10 protein-coding genes and 1 pseudogene are annotated in these 22,836 nt (G+C 53.3%); 5 read left to right on the top strand and 6 right to left on the bottom strand.

The genetic code is table 11. The features are described from left to right. Window positions 1–405 precede the first annotated feature (405 nt). From LOY36_RS10090 to LOY36_RS10080, 3 genes are all read right to left on the bottom strand, one after another. Window positions 406–8,328, bottom strand: coding sequence for an RHS repeat-associated core domain-containing protein (locus LOY36_RS10090; RefSeq protein WP_258673213.1), 7,923 nt, complete (start codon window positions 8,326–8,328; stop codon window positions 406–408). A 1,170-nt stretch (window positions 8,329–9,498) separates the two neighbouring features. Beyond that, window positions 9,499–9,633 carry a HipA domain-containing protein gene (locus LOY36_RS10085; RefSeq protein WP_258674161.1) on the bottom strand — a complete coding sequence of 45 codons (135 nt, stop codon included), beginning with the start codon at window positions 9,631–9,633 and terminating at the stop codon, window positions 9,499–9,501. A 461-nt stretch (window positions 9,634–10,094) separates the two neighbouring features. Then, window positions 10,095–11,369, bottom strand: coding sequence for a YiiX/YebB-like N1pC/P60 family cysteine hydrolase (locus LOY36_RS10080; RefSeq protein ID WP_258673211.1), 1,275 nt, complete (start codon window positions 11,367–11,369; stop codon window positions 10,095–10,097). A 591-nt stretch (window positions 11,370–11,960) separates the two neighbouring features. On the opposite strand from LOY36_RS10080, the gene LOY36_RS10075 reads away from it, so the two are divergent. Then, a complete protein-coding gene (locus LOY36_RS10075) occupies window positions 11,961–13,208 on the top strand; it encodes a hypothetical protein (RefSeq protein WP_258673209.1) in 1,248 nt (415 codons plus the stop codon). 229 nt (window positions 13,209–13,437) lie between these two features. Here the strand turns inward: LOY36_RS10075 and LOY36_RS10070 are convergent, their stop codons facing one another. Next, window positions 13,438–15,582 carry a hypothetical protein gene (locus LOY36_RS10070; RefSeq protein WP_258673207.1) on the bottom strand — a complete coding sequence of 715 codons (2,145 nt, stop codon included), beginning with the start codon at window positions 15,580–15,582 and terminating at the stop codon, window positions 13,438–13,440. A 193-nt stretch (window positions 15,583–15,775) separates the two neighbouring features. Between LOY36_RS10070 and LOY36_RS10065 the strand changes: the two genes are divergently transcribed. After that, complete coding sequence (locus LOY36_RS10065) at window positions 15,776–16,087, top strand: hypothetical protein (RefSeq protein ID WP_258673205.1); 312 nt, start codon at window positions 15,776–15,778, stop codon at window positions 16,085–16,087. Window positions 16,088–16,102: 15 nt separating this feature from the next. Here LOY36_RS10065 and LOY36_RS10060 read toward each other — a convergent pair whose 3' ends face one another. Both LOY36_RS10060 and LOY36_RS10055 read right to left on the bottom strand, forming a co-directional pair. Beyond that, window positions 16,103–16,429 carry a hypothetical protein gene (locus LOY36_RS10060; RefSeq protein ID WP_258673204.1) on the bottom strand — a complete coding sequence of 109 codons (327 nt, stop codon included), beginning with the start codon at window positions 16,427–16,429 and terminating at the stop codon, window positions 16,103–16,105. 497 nt (window positions 16,430–16,926) lie between these two features. Then, window positions 16,927–17,164 (bottom strand): annotated as a pseudogene (locus tag LOY36_RS10055) (DNA adenine methylase); the annotation flags it as partial. A 475-nt stretch (window positions 17,165–17,639) separates the two neighbouring features. Here LOY36_RS10055 and cas3 point away from each other — a divergent pair. From cas3 to cas6e, 3 genes are read left to right on the top strand one after another with little or no spacing between them, the layout of a single operon-like run. After that, a complete protein-coding gene (gene cas3 / locus LOY36_RS10050) occupies window positions 17,640–20,159 on the top strand; it encodes a CRISPR-associated helicase Cas3' (RefSeq protein WP_258673201.1) in 2,520 nt (839 codons plus the stop codon). Then, on the top strand, window positions 20,159–22,198 hold the full coding sequence (gene casA / locus LOY36_RS10045; protein WP_258673199.1) for a type I-E CRISPR-associated protein Cse1/CasA: 2,040 nt from the start codon (window positions 20,159–20,161) through the stop codon (window positions 22,196–22,198). The genes cas3 and casA overlap by 1 nt, the downstream gene beginning before the upstream one ends. A gap of 2 nt (window positions 22,199–22,200) precedes the next feature. Then, window positions 22,201–22,836 (top strand): type I-E CRISPR-associated protein Cas6/Cse3/CasE, encoded by a 636-nt coding sequence (gene cas6e / locus LOY36_RS10040; protein WP_258673198.1) that lies wholly within the window; start codon window positions 22,201–22,203, stop codon window positions 22,834–22,836.

Raw genomic sequence — 22,836 nt, 5'->3', positions numbered from 1 at the left:
CGCGATGGGCAGATAACGACTAGAGACCGATAGTTGTTACTCCCCCTTTGGAGTGGGCGTCTGAACCAGCAATATACCCTAAAACAGGAACAACCCTGGCATTGAAAAAGTGCGCGTGCACGTCAATCACCAAGGAAGGAGTTTCTCGCCCTTAAAGACACCGGTCGAAGGATTGGCCACAATTATGCTGGAGCCTCGCCCCGAATTCCGACTCTAGGCCTCTGCATAAGTCGGCGCAACCACTGACTCCAAGCAGTGCCAATGCAGACATGGAGGAAACGAATCCTCTGCGCGAGACATGGTTGTGATCTAAGGAGTCATGTTCAACTACTCCACGATTGCATCTCGCTATTTGACTTGCCGAGTCAGAAGAAGAACCAGGAAAAACAAGTAATTAGCCCACCTTCAAAATGGTGTTCTAGCACCAGCCCCATATCTATCCGCCCCCTCTTCGAAAGGATTTGAATCATGGCGGCCGCCACCGCCTATAAATCCAGCGCCATAAGTCGGGAAAAATAGTGGACCCAGCACTTCATATTGGTATGTGTGAGCCTGCTCATGAAGTCCGACATTGTACATAAATCCATGCTCAGAATTTTCCTGATCTTTTGGAGAAAAATTACTGCCGTACGATACCGTATTCCCAATTGTGATGGCCGTTCCACTTATGGTCAGCGGATTGTTAAGAAGGGTAATGCTGTTTCCTTCAACAAGAAATCTCGGATTATCATTAAATCCAAATGCATACCCTACCTTACCCACGGTGTATCCCAGCCCAGCATAAGCTGCGCCCAAGGCAGTATTCGGAAGGTTCCACACCTTCACCAAAATTGATGAAATAGCCGAACGCGGACCACCGGTCGCCGTGTCACTAAAAGATCGTCTGAATGCGCTGAATATCGCTCCGTTTTCGAAGCTACCCCCACCCACCGACGATACAACTCCTCCAGCCACTGCATCTGCAGCGAGACGCATGTCAGCATCTTGCATCGTTTCTATATTCGGGGACATTACGCGACTAACAAAGCCTGATGCAAATCCCTGCTCGTACTTGCCACCCACAGCGACAGACCTTACACCTCCGACGTGCCCCATTAGCATGGACGCCCCATAAGTGTTCTTAACAGATGACGCTATTCCAGATGTAATTCCGGCAGTGATTGCACCCAATACTGCACCTCTAACAATATCTTCAAAGGACCCTCCATACATAGCAGCAGATCCCCCACCGATTATTGCGCCAACAAGCACCGCATTTAATCCAATCCCTGCGGGCCCGAGGGCTACCGATGCCGCGATTATTGCAACTGTTCTCCAGTTTTGACTAAACCACTTCCCAGCTTTATTTATCTGCTCTCCAACCCAACGTAGAGGCTTACCGACAACGGCATCAAACGCATCACGCGCTGTGTCAGCTACGGTCCCCAAAGGATCATGGACGAAATCATCAAGCCAACCCATACCCGTTGGATCTATCAAACGAAATGGGTTGTTAAGAACATAGCTATACCTGTTATGTGACTGCGAATACCCTGGTGCTTGTACCAATGGGTCTGGGCTAACAAATCTAGCCAGTGAAGGGCTATAAACCCGCCCCCCCATATGAACGAGCTCCAAGTTATCCAGGTGCTCGTGCCCAGTGAACCCTTGCCTTATGGAGTAGTAGGAGGCAGCGCCTGTTTGACGCCGTTTCCCCCACGGGTCGTAGTCAAAGCGTTCAAGCACGTCACCCCGCTCGTTGAGCGTTGCCCGCAGCGAACCCAATTGATCCTTGACGAAGTAGGTCATCCCAGTGCTGACTTCACTCGAGCGCAGCGGGTTATCCATGACCAGCATATTGTACATGGGTGCCGCATGCCGGAATGGAAAGTGCCAATACGTGGTCTCGAAAAAGCCCAGAGCCCCAGTAGGCGCTGAGATGAAATGCCGCACCCGGGTGCGCTCAGGCGTGGGGTTGAACGGAGGGGCGTAGGCCTCTCTCACGATTTCAGTATCCCCGAGATAGGTCACCTCAAATCGCGTTTCCCCAGAACGGGACTGCTGAGTGATCAACTCGCCATCTGCGCCGTAGAGGAAACTCGATTGATTACGCTGTCCGTCGGAGATGCTTGTGACCCTTCCTTCTGCATCGTACGCCAGCCTTTTGTCGCCGAGCTGGACCATGTTCCCAGCGGCGTCGTAGGAGAACGTGGACTTCGCCCCGTTTGCATCCTGCAATCCGCATAACATTCGGGTTCGCTCACTGTCGCAATACTGATAGGTCCCGGTGTTCGACTTTTGAAGAATGTTCCCAAGAGGGTCGTAGTTGACGGTGACGCGCTCTCCCATCATTTGAGCAGCGCTTGTGATTCGGTTCAGGGTGTCGTACTCGAATCGCTCCATCTTCTTGCTCGCGCGGTCTGCACGCTGCAAGACGTTGCCTACTAGGTCGTAGCCCAGTGTGAAGTCCTGAATGGATGTCCCGTTCGCGCTGCGTGCGGATGCAGTCGTCAAACGCCCGGAATCAAGATCGAATGCCTGTGTATTGACGACGCCGTTACCCAAACGCTCCTCGGTGACTCTGCCGAGTGCGTCCACATTGAGCGACTCCCACGCTGTCCTGGCTGGAGTCGTCCCGGAAATGAGGACGCGACGCCAGAACCCGTCCTTGTCATAGGCGTTGGCAACGATCAAGCCAGTGGAATACTTGCGCTCAAGCGGTCGGCTCAGTTCGTCATAGTTTTGATCAATGCGGGAGCGGTCTTTTCCTACCTGCAAATCAACAGCGCCAACCCGCCCGTAACCATCGTAACTGATGGCCCGTGTCGCCCCCTGTGAGGACTTCACTGCCACTAAACGGCCGATTGCGTTCGGTCCTTGGTCAAATTCATATTTGGCAACATCTGTCTTCGAGCGGCGCTCAACCAGACGGCCAAGCCCGTCATACTTGAGGCTTACGATCTCTCCGCGAGCATCGGTTTGTTCAACAAGCTCACCATAGCCGTTGTACTTGTAAGTCCAACGCCCGAGGGTCGGATCATTCAGCATGATGCGTTGGCCGGCAAGGTTGTACTCAGCCTTCGAAACTTGGCCCAGCGCGTTGACGATACGCGTCGCTTTGCCTGCCGCGTCGAACTCGAACTGTGTGCGTCCCTTCAATGGGTCGATGGTGAGCCAGGTCCGACCCCGCGCGTCCTTCTCGATTACGGTTTCCCGCTTAAGCGGATCGACGGCTACTGTTTTGAGTCCCTCATAGCGTGTGGACAATATCGCGCCATCCGGGCGACGCTCCTCAACCTGACGATCCAGCTCGTCGTACCGTCGCACAGTGAATCGTGCTTGCCCTTCCTTGAACCGAGGAGTAGTCGAGCGGATCAAACGCCCCAAGGGGTCGTAGTCGTACTCCACAATCACTGGCTTTCCCGCGAAGCCGGTCGAGGACTGCCAGCGCGGCCGCCCCGCCGCATCATGGGCGGATACGGTGACGGGCAGTGTTCCGACCTGCTTGATAATTGTGAATGCCAATGCACCCGAGCTTGCGAAATCTGTCTGCGTTACCGTCGCCACACCTGTAGCATCAATTTCCTGACGGACACGCTGCAAGGTGTCGTAGCGCACGACTTGGCGCAGCCCATTCGGATCGATTCTCGCCGTGATGGCACCAGACACTTCATCAAACTCCGCCCGGCTGGTCTGTCCGAGATTATTCGTGGTGGACACCGGGAAGCGCCCCAGTGCGTCGTATTTCACTTGAGACGCACGTAAGGCCTCGCCTGTCTTCACGGAGGTACGAGACGCCACCTTGTTTCCGAACACGTCGCGCTCGTACTCGGTCACTGACTCTGATGGCGAACCGACGAGAGACATCTCTCTGACCAGCTGGCCTGTCTCTGGCGAATACGCGAACTTGGCACGCCTGGTTTGGGAGGGCTTGCCCGGCGCAAATTGGGTTACTGACGACTCCGTGAGTCTAGCCAAGTGCCAGTTGACTAAGCTGTCGTCATACTTGTTACTTGTTTCAGACCCTGCCTCATCGGCGAATGTCGTCTTGATCTTAGTGGGGTTGCCGGTATCGTCGTAAGTGAATTCATCAACCTGACTGCTCAGCACCGTGCCCTTCAAATCAGCGCTGACGCTTTCAGTGCGATCAAGCTTGACCCGCAGGATTTCGGGGACGAAGCCGCCATCAACAGGCGAGCCGGCTCTGCGAGAGACAGAGAAGGTCGATGCTGAACGCGATATTTCCACCTCCTTGCCGCCTCGCAATCCCTGCCGGACCGACGTGGATGCGATATTGCCGACGAGACCGTCCTGCTGAACAAATTCGATGACAGTTCGTCGATCGCGCTCTTGATCTGTTATCTCCTGCGCTGAGAATCCATAAGATTTCCCAGTGCTCGTATCGACGCGATAACCCTTGTACTTATATGAGGAAGTGCGCATAGGAAACCCGGGGCCAACTACCGTCAAATCCGTTGCGACATATCCCGGCATGGGTGGATCGAGAACTGGATACTCTGGACTCCTGTCGATTTTCTGGCTAGCCCTTGTTCCCAAGTATGCCTTGGACAATTCCCCATCTTGATCAAAAGCGGTACCAATGTATGAGCGGTAGGTCAGTGCGGTGCGACGTCCAAGACCATCAACAACCGCGGCAAGTAGATCAGTCTTGTAGGGGCGACTGTCAAACGCAGCAAATGGCTCGTTGATCCAAATGGCGGATGTTGTCTCTGAATCGCTTCGCCTGTAGATCTGGACAAGGTCTACGATGCCATCCCCGTTCAGATCTAGCGGGCGCACTCCGAGATCTCCGCGGCCTGCCTCAACGAACGCAAGCGGTGGAGCATAGACATCGAGATCCGGATCGGCCGCCCCCTGCTGCTTCTGCAACCAGCCAACGCCGGTATTTAAGTAAGCGCCCTTTTCGTGCACACCGCCGTCGAGGATGCGATGGTAGACAAGGTCCACTAGTCCGTCTGCGTTGACATCGAGCAGCCGGTAGCCTTGGTCCCCTTTTGTGTTCTTCAACAACGCTTCGGCTGGCAGATCATAAGCGGGCTCATATACCCAACCAGCCCCTGTATTTAGGTACGTCTTGTTGATGGCTTGGGCACAGGAACCTTCGCAGCGTTCAGCGTAAATGAGGTCAGGCAATCCATCACCATTCACGTCCTGAAAATTTACCTGAGTGGCGGAATTTGCTCTTTCAGCTGCATTGCTATCGTCCGAGTCGATGCGATATGGTGGTATAAAGGCAGGTGCATTAATCCATTTCCCGTTGCGATTTAAATACGCGCCTTGAATCCACTTTTCTTCAAAAGGAATTGGGCGATCTTCGGCTATCCTTTGCTGCCTCTCTTCATCAGTCTCACTCTTCGGAACCGCTGATCGGAATCGATAGACAATATCTGGGAGACGATCTCCATCAACATCAATTAGCTCGACACGATTTTCTCTTACCGATGAGAGTGGATTTCCCAACTCTCCAAGATCTTTCCTATATGGGCGAACAAAAGGTACAGGTGGCAGTAAATCGGCTCCCACCAACTCGACCCACTTACCGCTCTTTTGGCCTGCCGCATTGGCCTCTATTCTGTTAAGAAAGGCCCTTTGGACGAGATGTGGAATCCCCTGAGCATCATCCTCCTCCCTCGACACGACGAGATCAGTTAATCCATCTCCATTGATATCGATAGCATGAACACCTAGAGATCCAATACCTTCCTTTGCAAACGGCACAGGAGGAACATATCCACTGTATCGATTTTTAAAAATTGGATCTGAAACGCTCTTCCAATAAGCACCTTCCTGGCCTTCTGGAACATTCCTACATTCAGACGCTAAACTGCAATTTACATAGGACTCGAGAATTGGCGACCTAGACGAATCACTAGGCTGATATGCGTATAACAAATCAGTCAATCCATCCCCATTGATGTCAACAAGAAATACACCCGTATCTTTTAGGTCCTCGGAGAACGTAGGGCGTGGTATATTATATCGAACATCCTTCTTCCACGGGTTCTGCTCCCCTGGCTGAAACAGATATGAAACTTTGATCAGCTTTCCATCCGTTGTCTCCTTGGTGTACGCGATGTCAGCAAATCCGTCACCATTAAGGTCCGGGAATCGGACGCCGAGATCGGACTTATCAAATTGAGCAATCGTTTCTGGTGGGGTCAACTGTGCATCAAGACGCCAGCGTCCTCCGGTGTAGGAGTAGATACTGGGGCGCCCCTGCTCCTTAAAGAATGCAAGTTGAGTCATGCCTTTTCCGAACACTTGGATTGCAGCGAACGACGCTTTTCGATCTGCTACGTTGCTGGGTAATGGCTCCGGCGGAGCAAACGAGTTGTCGGCGATCCATTCGTTTGCGTCAATCCAGTAAGCACCGAATCTTTGTCCTGGCGGCGATTTGTCATTCCGCCAATAGATAAATGGAATTCCATCTGGTTTGAGAGCGCCAATTTCAGCGATCAATCGCCCCTTTGATCCTGGGTCACGAGTATAGAAGTAGGTATCAGGGAGAGGACGCTTATCGAGTTGATACCCCTTGGAAGTAGCGAGCCATGACTGCTGTACAGATCGACTGCCAACCCTGTAAGCGATCACTACGTCTTTGCATGCGTCGCCATTGAGGTCTGCCAGCTTTAGCGCCGCACTGTGTGGTACAGGATCAAAAGCAATCAAGGTTTGGATGTCCTTGAGCGGCTCCCAACCTTTCTGAGAAGGGCGAAATGCGTCCCGAACAATCGTACCGTCACCACTAGCATAGTTGTATACGAGTTCGAGCCCCCCATCGCAGTCTACATCCATTGCGTAGACACCATTTAATTGAACATCGGCATCAGTTGAAAACGGCAGCGGAGGCGCGAACTCTGGAAGTTGACTCCATTGACCACTAACCAAGCGTGCTGCACCAGAGCTCGGGACCTGATTCGGTGAAGACCAAATGAGTACAGGTTGTTTCTTGCCTTGAATGTTAATCCAGGTATGCAAATAGCGGCCATCACGCGAAATTTTGAAGCCCAGTCCTCCATTTACAATCTGTTTCCAGCCCGCGCTGGGATCAGATATGTAAGTGAAGTCGTCGGTCAAGATGTCGTCAAAGCCATCGCCATCGAGATCAGCGACCAGGTAGGATTTTCCCATCAAGTCAACGGGCGGATCCCACTTCTTGTCGAGTTTTACCGGATGTCCGCTGGTCTCGTACTCGAAAGCACCGCTGACGCTTTGACCGGCAGTAGTAAAGCGATAGAAAAGCTCTAGACCACTTTGCCCATAAATGTTTGCATACTCAAAATTCTGCTTTCCGGAAACACTCAAGACGTCATCAGGAAGATTTTTCTGGACTGCTTTCCAGCCTCCAGCAGAGCTTGAATAGAGAAAGTGAAGTGGCTTATAAGAGAGCCCATCGGAGCCTGACTCCGTCAGTGATATCAATTTCTGCGCCGGCCTGAACTTGTCGATCGCTTCGAATTTTGGCGTATATTCGCGTAGTATCTTCCCCCGATAAGAGCTCACAATTCGACGCAGTTGCGCACTTTGCACTGCCCTGCTGCCTTGGATGTACCTCAGATCGTAGGGAGCGATTTGGCCATATTCGAAGACAACTTTCGCGTACGGCTGCAGCTTTTCTTTGTCATTTCCTGTATACGAAACCTCACGAATCCGATGATCAAGGCCGTCAATGGAATAAGCGAAAACCATGTAGTTACCGACACTGTCTTCGATGCGATCACATAGCCATGTCAATATGGGGCCGTTTGGCCCCTGACTAACTCTGGAAGAGCTCGAACTTCCGAAGAAGAGCTTGAGGCCTGCCCTTGTGCTAACTACAATCCGCTGTGGGCCTCGATCGGTCCAGTCATATGCACGGATACGAGAATAGTTGTCAATTCTTGTTCGAAACTCTCTCGATCCATCAGCACTCACAGACACCTGCACCAACTTCTCACCGTCTAAATAGAGAGCATCTTGCTGATCGAGGTACACGCCGCGAACGGCTCCGTCCTCTGGGATGTTCCTCGGGCCACGCTGAACGGAGGACACGCCTCCAACTGACCAACCAAATCCATATGCCGATGGGCCACTCCTGCTATTGTATGCGAGGACCAAATTCGGCTCGATTCCAGCAGTGCCTGGTGGCACGCGAATTGGTATTGAAAAGCCTACGCCGCCATCAGGCCCTACGCTCACCTGACCATCTGTGGTGCCAGGGGTAACGCTGACTGCGGCTGCTTCAACCGAGTCAACAACAAGCAGAGTGAGTGCGAGCAGCGCAAAACTTACTGCGTTGCGAACACTCAAGATGAGACTTAGAAGCGATCGGATTGACCAAATACTCATCAACGGAACTCCCAGACATAATTTATGCCGACAGTTGCCCCGCTGGGCCTGCTTTGCAGGGGGTCCTGATTCAAATCTGAGTCGATATAGCCGATGTGGTAGTGCAAACTTTGATTAGCATCTAGCTGTGAACGTCCCATCAATCGAACTGACCATCCATTGGTCTCCAGAGTGTCTGTCGTCCAACTACTGGCACTTACGCGAAAAACAATCTGGTGAATACCGCGCTGCCACAGCATTTGCGACGCGCCAACCGCGAAAAATCGACATGTGTCAGAAAGGTCGTTTTGGATAGTCAGATCGAGTTTTGTAGACGAGATGCTATTAGAGCTAGCAGTTAAACTCGCGGAACTGCACTCATCTGAATACTCCCCATCGATCCGGGCATGCGCGATTCCAAGGTGCAAATCCGCATAAGGAAGCTTGTGACTATATGTTGCAAGTAATTCGGAGGCACGAGTTCCTGTTGACTCAATAGACTGATCCAGCGCGCCTGACAACGACCACCCCCGGTAAGTTGCCGTCCCGGCCAAGCGTGCAGACGCTGACCTCTGCAACAGAAGGTCTCTGAACTCAGTAGTGGAGCCGACACCGGGCGCAATAACAAAGTGTGGCCCTAGGTCTAGGTAATCGTGGGGAGGAGCATCGGCCTGAGCCGAAGCCTGCGACGACCCCATCAAGACTAAAGTGAGTACAAGATGGATCAGCCGCAGTAGCAAGAAGCGACCGTCCGCTTGAGCGTGGTGACCTCGAAAGCGTGTCTTCCATCTAAATAACTTTCGCGCGGCAACTACCATGTCCCCACCCTATAGATTTTCTCTACATCGCTGATGCTTCTCTTAGCTTTTCTCTAACTTTATGAAAGTGTAGACGAGGCTCGCTCCTTGGACTAAAGATTTCCCCGCAGGGTGCCATTTAGGTAACCATTAGTTCAAAGTGGCTGTGCACCCATAACCATCACCCATGTCGCATCCGGATTTGCTCCAACGCAACCCGAATCTCAACCTCCTGTTGAGCAGCAATATCGAGCCCACGACACAGCCCCCTAACCAGATAACCCCTCCAGCGTTTGCTTGATGTAGCGATCCAATTTCAAAATCTGAAGGGTTCGTAAACCTTGCACAGCGTCTTGCCAGTCGGCAGCCCAGAGCCAGCAAAAGCCGTCGTATGCTAATCCGCCATGCCGCGCACCCGGATTAAGCTCAAGTCGTATGCTGGAGATAGGACCCAGCGCCCTTGCTCGAACAGACACGCGAAGTTTTTTGAATGCTCGTGGTAGTTGTGCGCGAGTACATTAAAGACCATCTGGAGCGCCATTTTATTCACCCCCGGCATGACCTGTAATCGTCCTGGTGGCACCAGACTCGTCAGCTTGGAGGAAGGGCACACCAGTGTGCCCTTCCTCCTGATCCCCCAACGCCCGCTTTTGGAAGCGGCCGTTCACGGTTGACCCCTTACGGCCCAGAGTGTGTAAAAACGCTTCGCCAAAATTGAAGTGCGTGCGTCTACGTTAAATCTGAAATTTATCGGCACGTCAGCAGATGTGGATTTCGCGTAGAAGCACGATTTCCAGTCCGGCTTTGAGTACCTGTCGCGCTCAAAAACGTTTTTACACAGCCTCGGCCGGAAGCGGTCAATAACATGCGAACACCTCGCTTAAGCGAATAGTTTCAGCGACGCGGTTCCCAAGCGCAATCACACTACGCAGAAGCAGGATATAGCGTCAGTCAGCAGAACTGGCCGACGGACGCGGAAAGATTGTACGGTTAGAACGTCTTCATTGGTTCGTCGATGGCGCGAATGCGAAAACAGTCGTCGCAGAGCCGAAGCGTCCCTGGTCCAGCCGCTGGAATACTCAAGAGGACAAAATCGCGGACTGGCTCATCTGCACAGACAGTGCATACATCCAAACTTCCCGTTGCCCTAATGACCGCTTCCGTCATTGCAGCCTGCTTGGGATTCCATTCGCGCAGCGAAGCAAACCATTCCGGCGTGTGCGGACGGAGCAACGTGGGAGATGCGGGCTCGAGCAGTCCCTTACGCTCAAGCCAAGTAGTTGCCGCCCTAATGCGCCGAGCATGAAACTGCGTCAGAAGCTCGTACAGCTCTATCTTCAGAGCGAAGTATTGGCGAGGGTGCAACGCGTTAACGGTCACGTAGCCCGCGTGGTTCAGGATAAAACGGTTTTGGCCCAACTTCTCGTTCGCTAGCAGCTCTTCGCAGTACCTCTGCTTGCGTTTCGACGAGCGATTGTGCCCCTCCATGAAGGCGACGTGGTATTGCCAGGCATTCCTTTCGAACTCATCTTTCCACAGCTCCAGATACCTCGAAGATCGCAGAGCTTGCACTAGGTGAGCGTCTGCCTCCTGATGCTCCACCAGGTAGGCATCTATGTCATTGAGCGACTCAATCTCAGACGACAGTTTGCGGGCCTCCCGAAGCAAGACGTTGGTTGAGTCGCGCATAGCCTGAACGTTGTCAATATCCTCACGCCAGTCAGCCTCTTCTTCTGTACTGAGATTTCTAAGCACATTAGGGACCTCAACAAGCGCCGCGCTCTTCAGGAACTCCCCGGGATGGCAGAAGTCCGCATCCGACACTAGGTTCACGCCGGCATGACGATAAGCCTGCGCGACCAAACGCGAGCAGAACTGCCTCCGGCCGGCCACGAAACCAGCTAACACACTCTTGGCGGCGCCGGTTTTAGAGTATCGAGTACCAACCGCAGCTCTGGCGAAGGAGATGGCGGAGTGCAGTTGGTCAGTCGTCAAGGGCTTCACAGGTCGAAGCACATAACCAGCGCAGCCCGGCTCAAGAATGAGCCGCTCGAGGTTGCGTGCGTGAACCCCGTCGCCGGTTGAATCGATCACACTCGACTTACCCACACAAATCATAGCGTGAGAGATATCCGCGCCGATGACCTTACGAATCGTTTGGCTCATTGGGTCGGGCGTGGTTGTCAGTACAATATCGCCGAGCTGGATGAGGTCGGAGACGAATACCCGAGGCCGCAGTTCCGATTCATTCATCTCAGTTTTCATATTGATCACTTCTCCGGTATGGGTTCTGAACGATGAGGTCGATTGCTATCTGCCCTAAAGGCCAGCCTTCGACGCATAGCAAGCGTTTTCCAGCGACTGCTTTCGGCCGATTCTGTTGAAAAGTCGGCCATGGTTTGCGCATCAGAAAAGTACGCGCCGAGATTGAAATCTTTACTTTTGGCAGAGACTTCCGGACTCGGATTTCACGTAGCAGCGTGCAAAAAAGGCGTTCTCACCAGTCAATGATCAGGCAGTTTGGGCAGACCGACTTTTTCAACAGAATCGGCCACAAGCAGCCACTCGAAGCAGCCCCCAAACGGGACTTACGGTGAATCTTAAACTCCGAAACCTACCGCAGGTTATCGATACCCAAAGTGATCCCACTGAGTATTCGTGACAGGCGACAAGCCCTCAGGGGACAAGCTCAAACCAAGACTTGAAGTCCCTTCGTTGTGCTTGTCCACAGCTAGGCGCATCATGGCCTTTTAGTAGCAGTCATACCCAGTCGCACCACTTAATCAGCATCGTTGGTCTTGAATGGCCAGTGCCTAAAGCTTTCGGACTGCCATGACCTCGGTATAAGGACGCACTATGTTCGGAAACATCGACAAGAGCAAAGGCTACCTGTTCAGCAGTATCTCTCTCCAGTACATCCTTACGGAGCAGGCCCAAAAACTCCGCCAAGAGGTGGAAGCGCTCGATGCAAATCGGTTACTGAACACTGCTCCCGAAGACCTGAAGCATTACCTCGTAGAAAAGTACTACGTTGAACCCCTAACCCTCCGTCGTGACGACTGGTACGCAGATAATGCGGAAATCCAAGTCGACGTCAGGTACGACCGCAGGCGCTTAATCAGTGACACGGGGAGACCTATCTATGTCCCTGGTGAACGCGTAGATATCCACGTCCCCTTCGAAGGTGATTCAGAGCTTTTCTATGCCAATGCCAATCAGTTCAGTTCAAACCCTCCCCGTGCGGTGGTGAACAAAACGGATTTGCTCTTCCGGTACGACTCCCCTTCCGATACCCCCAATGTTGACGTGCGAAGCAGTGTTGAGCACGTCCTCAGCGAGATTGAGCAGTATCTGGAGGTGCAGCGAGCGATGATTCAGGCCTACAACCAAGGGCTGGCCAACCTATCCGCGCAGTGTATTGAGCAGCGACGAGCGCGCCTCCTTGCCCAGTCGGATCGAATAGCAGCATTGGGTATCCCCGTGAAGCGACGGGACGACGCACCGAAGACCTACGCCGTTCCTACTGTCCAGAAGAAAGCAGCCCCCAAGCTGCCCCCAGCGAGCACTGCGCCATTCAAACCGGAGCCCACTTGGGCCATGGATCAGTACGAGCAAGCGCTACGCATTATGCAAGACATGGCCGTAGTCATGGAGCGTAGCCCTGGGGCATTTAAATCTATGAACGAGGAGGCGCTGCGGCAACACTTCCTCGTTCAACTCAATGGTCAGTTCGAAGGTAAAGCCACTGGCGAAACCTTCAACATGTCGGGTAAAACGGACATCTTACTGCGAGAGGCAGATCGTAATGTCTTCATTGCCGAATGCAAATTCTGGAAGGGACCTAAAGCCTTCAATGAAGCGATAGACCAGCTCCTCAGTTACGCCACTTGGCGGGATGGGAAAACTGCGATCCTGGTCTTCAATCGCGGTACCGATACTACGACAGTCATGAATGGCATCGACACCCAGGTAAAGGGACACCCTAATTTTAAGCGTACCAAGTACTGGCCTCATGAAAGCGGCTTTCGATATATGCTACGCGCGAACGATGATGCCGGCCGCGAGCTGATCCTGACAGTATTGGTATTCCACGTTCCAGACTAATCCATATTGGAGAGAGCGGTCCCGTTCCACAGCAGGAAAAAGGGACCGCTTTATTTTAGCTGTTTCTGGCCGGCCCATGCTTTTCTATACCGGCAGCTATGGATCGATTACAGCCCTTCTCGAAAGGCAGCAATCGACAGATTCTGTTGAAAAAGTCGGTTTTCCAAAAATGCCGGAACAATGCCCGCTTTGGCGGGCATTTTTATATGCAGTCAGCATTAATTAGAACTTATTCTTCGTCTTTGGAAATATCGATTCCTTTGGCACGCAGAAACTCATCGACCTTGGAGTTTACTTTCAACTCCTCATCATCTCCGGCAGCATCAGCTGTCTCAAGCTCGGATATCAAATTTTTCTTGAAATTTTCAAAGTCATTTTTAAACTCCCAATTTTGCAATTGATCAGATGCATAGCTCACAACTCTGTCAATTATTCTTGCGGCAATCGATAATGTTTTAGCGCTAGACACTGCCAAACTATGAACAAGAGACACATATTGCGTGTCTGACAATGACTGAGATGACGCCGTTATATCAAGAAATTTATATGGAGTCACGATCCATCCAGCGTGGCCTGCCCCCGCACCAACTCTCGTCATGGCGTTGTCAAAAGTTAATATTGCCCAGTGCGTATTGTTGTTGATAATTTCGTTATGCGTAAACTGTAAAGCCCAGACATCATGATCCATAAGGTAGCGGGATTTAGATTGATTTCGCGAAGCCAAATAGTGTGTATATTCGCGCTCAAAGGCAATGCAGTCCTCAGGCTTATAGAACGGCACCTCAATGAATTGAACCCCAGACTTACTAAGTATCGACTGGACGTCAATCATTACGGCCCGGACCCAATCCTTCAAACTAGAGCGCTCGATAACAACCGCGGAGCTAAAAGTTTTTAGATAGTCAAGTATTGTTCCGGGAACCCTGCCACCTTGAGCTTTGAGTGCATAGTAATTTGCGATAAAAGCATTTCTTGAGTATTGAAGCTCTTCTGGGCTAGCAATATCCTCTAACGACGAGTACTTTCTTGCCCATATCAGGTGTGATGCACATTCATTGATATAGAAATACGGTATAAATGGCGTGGCGTTTAAGTTGATTGCTCGTTGAACTGATTTTTTGCTGATACTAAAAAACCCATTTACATCACCATCATACAGACGGGAACATATCCAATGGATAGCTACCGACGGCTCAATCAATACATTGAAATCACTCCATCTACTTGCGCCTAGAGCTTTTGCTGAGGCGACAGCGCTTCTGCCCTCAAGAGCTACATAAACCGATGCCCTAGCTAGTTTTATAATAAGTGGATGATTCGACGCGCTATTTAATAGCGCCGTGGCAGCTTGTGCGGCCTTCCCTTTAGATAACCCAGATCTATCACGAATATAGTCACGTATGCTATTTTGGTCGCGATCACGTTGATTGAGTATAGGTTCAACAGTGACTTTTGCTTTTATGTCACCTAGGAGATCCATTTGCTGGCCAATGTATGCATCCGCGATATAGATACTTATGTCTTTCGATTCGGAGATAGACCAGTCCACTTCGAAATCTTTTCGCATGATATCTATCTGCACCGCAGCTAGATCACTCAGCTCTTGTTCGTAAATTCTTTTTCGAGATTCAATATCCTGCTTGGAACTCTGGGAAAGCCCGATAGCACCCGACTCCAGTCGCTGAATGGCCATTTTAGAGAACAATGCGCCAATGCGTTTCTTTAAATATTCTTCCTTATCGGACTCGATATTTAGAAAGCTCAAGACTCTGGCGATTAGCTCACCATCCTGAAGCGCTCCACCATCAGATAAAACAAAGAGAATCGTATCATCATAGACTCCGTCTCGCATTCCCTTTGCATCATCAGACATTATAGTGTAGCTGTGAAGCGCCATCTCCTTATAATCAGTAGCTCCGCTGAACGATCTTGGGAGTGGGTAGTTAACCGCATCTAAAAAGTGATTTAGAAGATTTCCATCCAGTAGAAATTCCGCAATATGCCTAGCGCTAAAAAAGGAAACAGGAATTTCTAACTCTGTAGAGTATTTTAACTCATATTTTCGAGATTCTATTTCGCTAACATTCGTCGTGGTAAAGAAATAAAATCTCTTAGCAGAAAGCTTTTCAATTGATTTTGCGACGTCTCGCCCTAGTTTCTCTGGCACTTTCTCTTTTTGTGTGGTGAGCTGGTAAATCGCGTCGCTACGCACCCCATCACCACTTACGCGTATGAAGTCAGCGCCACCGTCATTTGATCCATCAACATTAATGGCATTAATGCCAAAATACTCTTTGAGCACTATATGACAGGCTGCGTCAAATAGGACCTTGCTCAAGCCGCGAATATGATTAACTAGCGTGTCATGATCCATGTATTCTCCTTAAAATTTTTGACTTGCGCAGATTCTAGCTTGAGGAAAAATTACGGAAACCAATACCTGCCGCCGTCTAAATGGCTCACTTGTGCCTTGGAATCCGTAAAGCTCAGATTCTCATGAGACTCTTGTAGCATTGGGCAAAAACAATCTCAATCGAAATGGCCTCCCTGGCCAAGGGGCGTCATTGTTGAACAACCGCTTTTGGCCGACGACGGCTGGTTGTTACGAGGGTGAAGGCAGCTTGAACGGTGGTGTTCTCTCAAATGACCGCTTTCAGCCGATTCTGTTGAAAAAGTCGGCCATGGTTTCCACAGCAGAAAAGTACGCGCTTGAGATTGAAATCTTTACATTAAACAGAGGATTCCGGGCTCAGATTTCGCGTAGCGGCGCGCAAAAAAGGCGTTTTCAGCGGGCAGTATGCGAGCTGTCTGAAAGAACCGACTTTTTCAACAGAATCAGCCAAAAGGAGCCAGTCGCAAGTGTCCAAATCAGTGAGTAAACTTCGTCGTCTCGTTCACGGTTTATCTGTCGAGCGTCCGCCGTCGTTGAAGAAATCGTCCACTGCGACCAAGCCGAAATTGTCAGTTAATTTGTCCTTGTCGTTTTCACTGAACGTCGTTTGGGCACGCCTCTCCTGCTTAAGGCTAGCAACTGCCTGGAAAAAGCAGCGTTCACACAGATGTATCTCATAGCGCTCACCATCGTGGGCCGAGCCGTATCCCCAGCGGGCCTGCAACATGGCATATTGGAGGCTATCGCCCTCGACGCGAGTGCTTTCGAGGCAAACATCGCACAGGATGTCGCTAACGGTCTCAACGACTTTCTTTTCTTTGACCTTCATCATCACCTCCCGTAGCCATAAACAAACCCACCTAGAAAAGCATAGTAGACGCTGCACAACGACAAAACACTGCCCATGGGAAGTCGCATGCGCCGCCTTCTTTCAGGCTTAGTCCCCTTGTAGTCTCGGGTCGTTGACTTATGGCTTAGTCAGCCGCTATCGGCCCAGGCTGTATAAAAACGCAAGCACCGTTTGAAGTCCTCGCTGCCACGTTAAATCTGCCTGCATTCGGTCAGTCAGCGGCCCCGGAGTTTACGTAGAAACGAAGTTTTCGCTCCGACTCTGATCGCAGCATCTGCTCGAAAGCGTTTTTACACAGCCTCGGCCAGAAGCAGTCGCCTAGCGAGATGTGCGTTAACCGTTTCCCGAGCTTCGTCGGATGGGGCGAAGCAGACAACTCGGCTTCAAGGCCCCTCCTCAAAGCCCGCTTTAGAAAGCAGCCCGTAGCAGCGGCCGCCAGGTCGCGTCCCGGACGCTACGGTAAACTAGACACCGCGCGGTTTCATGTAGTGGAAAGTGTGAGCGTGGTCATAGCGCTCGGCGCATTCAAGAGCAATCAAGTCAAGAGAGGTTTTCAACGTGGACATCTGACAGGCACTGCCAGGTGACCGAGAGGTTTCCTCGATCCGCAGCAGGGTTTAATGGTTGGGCCGATCGTAGCGGTGCCGGAAGTCTATCCAGTGACCTTGCCAGCGGAGGCAGGTTCTGCTGGTAAAAAAGTCGGGCGGCGCGCTGACGTTGGTGAGGGTTTAGGGACGGGTCAGCTTCAGACTCATTCAAATTGATCGGCAAGTGGTCCCAACCGTGGCGACTGGAATGCGTGCATGAAGCGTCTCTGCAATGCCACTATCCAGAGGAGTTAGCCGACGATTGGTCGTACGGTTTGGCGGCGAAACTTGAATCCCTGCACCACACTTGGAGATCTAGATCATGACGCTGAGAATCGCAGAATTATTGGCTGGCACAACCCTTCGCACCCCGCCCTACGGAAACCACCAAGGTAACAACTAACGTATCCAAAGGACCTTTCGGTGAGCGGGAACTCATGATTTCCCGTGCGGGCGAAGTCACCATGGCTGACTGCGAAGCTTCAGGCGCCGAATAATCCCGACACCGACAGGAAGGCTCTCAGGTGTTCAGCGGCCCACCCAGGCGCCATAGTGGCGCATTTCCGGTTGTCCCACTCGCCAGCTGTCCGGCCAAGACGTTCGTGGTCGACGATAAAGTGCTGGCCGGCCGCATCGTGGAGCACCACTGCCGTATTGTCGGCGAGGTGGCCAAGGAGCTGATCGGCCGGTGCCCGAAAGCACTTTCCAGGCTGTTGTTTCCTGCCGGCGCCGCCATGGTCGCGGCGGCGCATGACATTGGCAAGGTGAGCCCGTTTTTCATCGAGAAGCTTCGCCGGGCGTGTACCGACGGCATAGCAGGCATACCCGAACTAAGCGCCATCAATCCGCAAGACGAGAGTAAATGGGGTGGCCATGCGGGCGTGAGCCAGCTAGCTGCCGCGGCAGCTGGCGCCCCAGCCTTTGTGCCCGAGATCCTCGGCCAGCACCACGGCTTTTCACCGGTGCTCATCGGCCGGTTGGCGGATGACTCGGTCTTCGGTGGAGCCGAGTGGCAGCGCCAGCGCCTCATACTGATCCAGGCTCTCAAAGACCAAATGGGGATGGAGTGGCCGGACATTCCGTCTGAGGCGATAGCTCGTGTCGCGGCCGGTTTGACGTCCGTTTCGGACTGGATCGGCTCGGGGCCCCTCTTCGAAAATCCCGCTTCCTCTTGGGAGGGGCTCATTGCACGGGCCGTCGACGAAGCCGGCTTTGTTATGCCCGCCGTCAATCCCGACATGTCCTTTTCCGACGTGTTCAAGAACTACAGCGCCAATGCTACGCAGGCGAAATTGATTGAGGAGGTCACAGGCCCCGGCGTTTATGTGCTTGAGGGCCCTATGGGCATTGGCAAGACCGAGGCGGCGCTGTACTGCGCCTATCGCATGCTGGCCTCAGAGCAGGCCACCGGAATTTACTTCGGCCTTCCCACACAGCTGACATCCGACAAGATCTATGACCGGTTCACGCCGTTCCTCGAACGGATCCTTGTACGGGGCAGCGCACCACGCACTCATCTTCTGCATGGCAGAACCTGTCTGATGGAGCACCTGCAGATGGGTGAGGAAGGCAAACCAGGTGGCTCTTGGTTTGACCACAGGAAACGCGGCCTGCTGGCACCGTTCGGCGTCGGAACCATCGACCAGGCATTGATGGCCTGCATGAACGTGAGGCACGGTTTCGTGCGCACCTTTGGCCTAGCCGGCAAGGTCGTAATCCTCGACGAGGTGCACACCTATGACAGCTACACGGGCACCATCCTGGAGGCCCTTGTGGGTCTGCTGCGATCGGTGCAGTGCACGGTCATCATCCTAAGCGCCACTCTTAGCATCGATCGGCGTCGCGCCTTGCTGGGTGACGACATATCGGCGGACGCCTATCCACTAATCACGGCTGCCCCCTCCGCAGGGAAACTGGCCGAGTGTCCGGTCGAGCCCGATACCGCCAAGACCGTCAAACTACGCTGGCTGAACGATCAGCAGGAGGCTTTCACTGAAGCTCTGGAGCGCGCGCAAATGGGCCAACAGGTGATGTGGGTGGAAAATACCGTCGACGATGCCCAGAATCGTTTTATCGCATTCAGCCAGCATGCCGCAGCGCTCGACATCGAATGCGGCCTCCTCCACTCTCGCTTCACACACCAGGATCGACAAACAAACGAAACGTACTGGGTATCCCAGTTCGGCAAAACCGGCTGGCATACCAGAAAAGCCAAGGGCCGCATTCTTGTCGGTACCCAGGTACTTGAACAGTCGCTCGACATTGACGCCGACTTCCTGATATCACGCTTCGCGCCCACTGACATGCTGCTGCAGCGCTTGGGCCGACTCTGGCGCCATGGACGCAAAACGCCACGCAGTCCGAGCGCTACACGTGAGGCTTGGCTGCTTGCACCAAGCCTTGAGAGCGCGTTGAAGAATGCCAGCGAAGCGTTTGGCCTGAGCGCTGCGGTATATAGCCCCTATGTGCTGTGCCGCTCATTAGAATGCTGGCAGTCGCTGCAGTGCATCACCCTGCCCACCGATATTAGGCTGCTGATCGAGACCACCTATGCCATCCGCCAGGAGCACGGCCAGTTAGATGCGTTGCTAAACGAACTGGATGAAGGCACTCCCAACCGTAACGGACGCAAGGGGCGCAAGGCGCTGCGCCAGCTGGCGTGCCTGACCCTGGCCACCGACGGGAAAACCCTGCCCGAGGAAAAAGCAGAAACCCGCTACAGCGATACGCCATCGGTTGAGGTCCTACTAGTGCGTGATGCTCAGTCAGGGCCGGACCGCAATTCGCATCTCACCCTGCGCAGCGGGAAGGTGCTGACCATCCCCCGTTCACGCATCGCCATGACGGCGGAACAGTGGCGTGCCCTCAGCGCCGAACTGATGCGTGAAGTGGTCAGCGTTCCGGCCAGCAGAGCCCCACAGGCTCAATCCGTCAAAGCCCTGACCACCCTCGGCCTGCACCACTGCTTCTATCTCGGCGACGCTGAGTGCAAGGAGGCCCTCCTGCGCGTAGCGATCGTGGACAGCCGCGGTGGCATCACCCTGCCCTCTGGTGGCGCGGGCCACAAGGGACTCAACCTCAGCTATCAGCCCACCCTCGGCTATCGGGCGCTGAGGTTGTAATGAAGAATCGATTCAACCTGCTGCATGAGAAGTGGATTCCAGTTGACAACCATGGACTGGTCAGTCTGCGTGACATCTTCAGCCGCTTCGAGCTTCGCGCCATTGGGGGCACCCCCATCCAAAAGATAGCGATCTTCAAGCTGCTGCAGGCCATCGCCCAATCGGTGTGTACGCCGGCAGACGAAGCCGAGTGGAGCACCTTGGATACGAATACCCTGGCCAACCGCTGCCTGTCTTACCTAGACGAACGTGAGTCAGCGTTTTATCTGTATGGAGAGGATCCGTTCCTGCAACTGACAGTCGTCGCGACAACAATGCCCAAGTCATATGGATGCGTGATTCCTCATGTATCCAACGGCAACACCACCGTACTAACGCAGATCCAGCAAGGTCGCCCGCTCGGCGATGCGGAGAAGGCTCTTCTGCTGGTGACGCTCATGTCCTTTGCCTTCGCCGGCAAGCAGTGCGACAACAGCCTCGTTTTGTCAGTCGGCTACATGGGTAAAGGGAAAGGCAGCAGCGCACCACCAGGGCCTGCCTTGGCCGACCCTGGGCTACTCCATTCGATGATCTTGGCCGATACCTTGCTCGACACCCTGCACATCAACTTGCTGACGCACGAACAGATCAAGGCGAGCAAGATGTATAGCTCAGGCTTGGGTGTTGCCCCCTGGGAGCGCATGCCGGTAGGCGAAGACTGCCCGGCGGCACGAGACCTGAAGAACTCCCTGATGGGCCGCCTGGTACCCATGTGTCGGTTTCTCCTGCTACAGCAAGACCACCTGAACATAACGGAAGGCCTCAAGCATCCAGGCTACCAGGACGGTCGAGCAGACCCCACCGTTTCCGTGGACCACACCGGCGACAATCCGCGGGCAAAGTGGGTCGATCCTGAGCGCCGTCCGTGGCGCCAGTTGAGCTCGATACTGGCGCTGTTTGGCGAAACCTCGAGTACTGGCTTCCAGTGTCTGCAGTTAAAAACAGGCCTCAACCGCGTCCGCCGTACCCTGCCGAGCTTTGCCATTTGGGCCGGCGGAATCCGCCTCAAGATCAAGTTTGGTGAACAGTATGTTCAGGCCGGCAATGACTATGTCGAGTCGATCGTGTGGCTGCACAGCACAGCCCTCGGCGAAGTCATGTTTACGGCCGTCAAGACCGAACTGGATGACCTCGAACAGCTGTCTCGCACGTTGGCAGGTCGAGTGATCGGCTACCACGAGACGCTTAGTGTCCACAAAAAAGCAGCATCAGAACGGGCTAACACCGCTGAGAGCATGTTTTGGCAAATGGTCGAGCGCGATTTCCAAGCGCTGGTTTATACCTGCGAACCGGATACCGATTCACAAGTTGAGCGCATGAAGCTCAGGCGGAAATTTGCGAACCACGCCCTCCTCGCATTCGACGCTACTTGCGCGAAATCATCGGCACGCCAGATGACAGCCTGGGCCAAGTTTCGTATCAACATCAAGCCATACTTAGGAATCCGAGCTATGCAGACAACCATCCCAAAACACTCATCCAGTTTCGCCGAGCGTTTTGTCGGCGCGGTGATCAGCAAGTGCGAGACCGATACCGGCACTGCAGCGAAGTTGCGCAGAGCCATCAGGCCGTCACAAGAGCACCAAGCATGGGATTTCCTCGTCCGGTTTGGCGTTGACCTTGAGGACGACTATGCACGTATCCCAGCACTCACTGTGGCCGCCGCAATTGCTGGCTCCAGAACCATACGCGGATCGAAGGAAAACGGTGAAATGAAGCTCGGAAAGGCCTTGGCGAAATCCTTCGACGACGGTGCGAACTGCAAAGGCGCCATCGCTCGCCTCCGCCGGCTTGTTGCCTGCGACACGCTAGCCGAAGTCTCGACCAACCTTCGCTACCTGCTGCCCCTTATCGACAGCCGTTGCAACCAACGACTCGACTATGTGCGTCTCATGCATCAGTTGCACGACTTCCCGAGTAATCCCCAACAGATCAAGCGTCAGTGGGCCATGGAGTTCTATGGGCAACCCATTTACGAAACTACCGGTGAGGACCTATGAGCATGATTGCCAGCGTTTTACACCTCGATCGCAAGGCCGTCCGTGCTCTGAAGGTGACGGACTGTTACTCGGTGCACCGGGTGGTCTACAGCCTTTTCGATGACATGCGCAACGATTCTCAAAAGATCGCCAGCGAAAGCAGTGGGATCCTGTTCGCCGATCAGGGCAACACGAAGGACGGTCGTAGGATCCTGCTGCTGGCCGACCGGTCGCCCAAGAATTGCATTGACGGTACTGTTGTCGACATCCGCAGCCTCTACATTTCTGACGATTTCCTCGACCACGATCAGTATCGGTTCAAGGTCATCGTCAACCCGACGCGGCGTAGCAGCACCAGCAAGGTTCTAGTGCCGGTAAAAGGGGTAGAGGCGATCGCACAATGGTTTGCCGAACACGCGAGCTCCAGCTGGGGGTTTGCCGTTGCCCCAGCCCACCTGAGCGTGGGTCCGGTGAACGTTGCTCTATTCCAAGAGAAGGCCAATCGCCAGGTCACGATCGCGCAAGCCCATGTAGAGGGCGTCCTTTCAGTTATTGATCGCGAACAGTTCACCCATTCATTTCGTCGTGGTATCGGCCGGGCTCGCGCCTGGGGTTGCGGCCTGCTCCAACTCGCTCCGGTTTCTCATAGGACTCACTGA

Origin of the sequence: Pseudomonas sp. B21-019 (assembly GCF_024749225.1) — a bacterium.
Lineage (GTDB): Bacteria > Pseudomonadota > Gammaproteobacteria > Pseudomonadales > Pseudomonadaceae > Aquipseudomonas.
The sequence above is the reverse complement of the archived record's forward strand: the minus strand, read 5'-3'. Positions and strand labels throughout refer to the sequence as shown.